Annotated in this window: 1 protein-coding gene; it reads right to left on the reverse strand. The window is 49.2% G+C overall.

From position 1 onward, the window contains the following. Nucleotides 1-37: 37 nt before the first annotated feature. Nucleotides 38-630: phosphoribosylamine--glycine ligase (locus tag R8N49_RS28190; RefSeq protein WP_318190577.1), on the reverse strand; the 593-nt coding region annotated here is incomplete at its 5' end.

Raw genomic sequence — 630 nt, forward strand, 5'->3', positions numbered from 1 at the left:
ATGCGCCTTTTGTCTTTTTAGCCAACTGAAGTTGTTATTATTTTTCTTGCTCGCGAGCGATAGCACGGTAGCCGATGTCATTACGATGGAACATGCCATCCCAACTGATCTGTTTTGCTAGCTCGTATGCGCGTTGCTGTGCTTCTGATACGCTGTTGCCCAATGCAGTTGCACACAATACGCGACCACCATTTGTCACGATGTCGCCATCTTTATTGTCTGTACCCGCGTGGAAGACTTTCTCGCCTTCAATTTCAACTTGAGGCAGGCCAGAGATCACGTCACCTTTGTTGTACGCTGCTGGGTAGCCACCGGCTGCTAGCACGATACCGATAGATGCGCGTGGATCCCATTTAGATTCCACTTGATCAAGCTTCTCGTCGATTGCTGCTAAGCATAGATCTACAAGATCCGATTCCATACGCATCATGATTGGTTGTGTCTCTGGATCACCAAAGCGGCAGTTGAACTCGATCACTTTCGGAGTGCCATCTTTGTCGATCATCAGACCCGCGTATAGGAAACCTGTGTATGGGTTCCCCTCAGATGCCATGCCACGTACCGTTGGGTAAATGACGTCTTCCATGATGCGATTGTGAATTTCGGGTGTGACCACAGGAGCTGGAGAGT

Source organism: Vibrio sp. 1978, assembly GCF_033344345.1.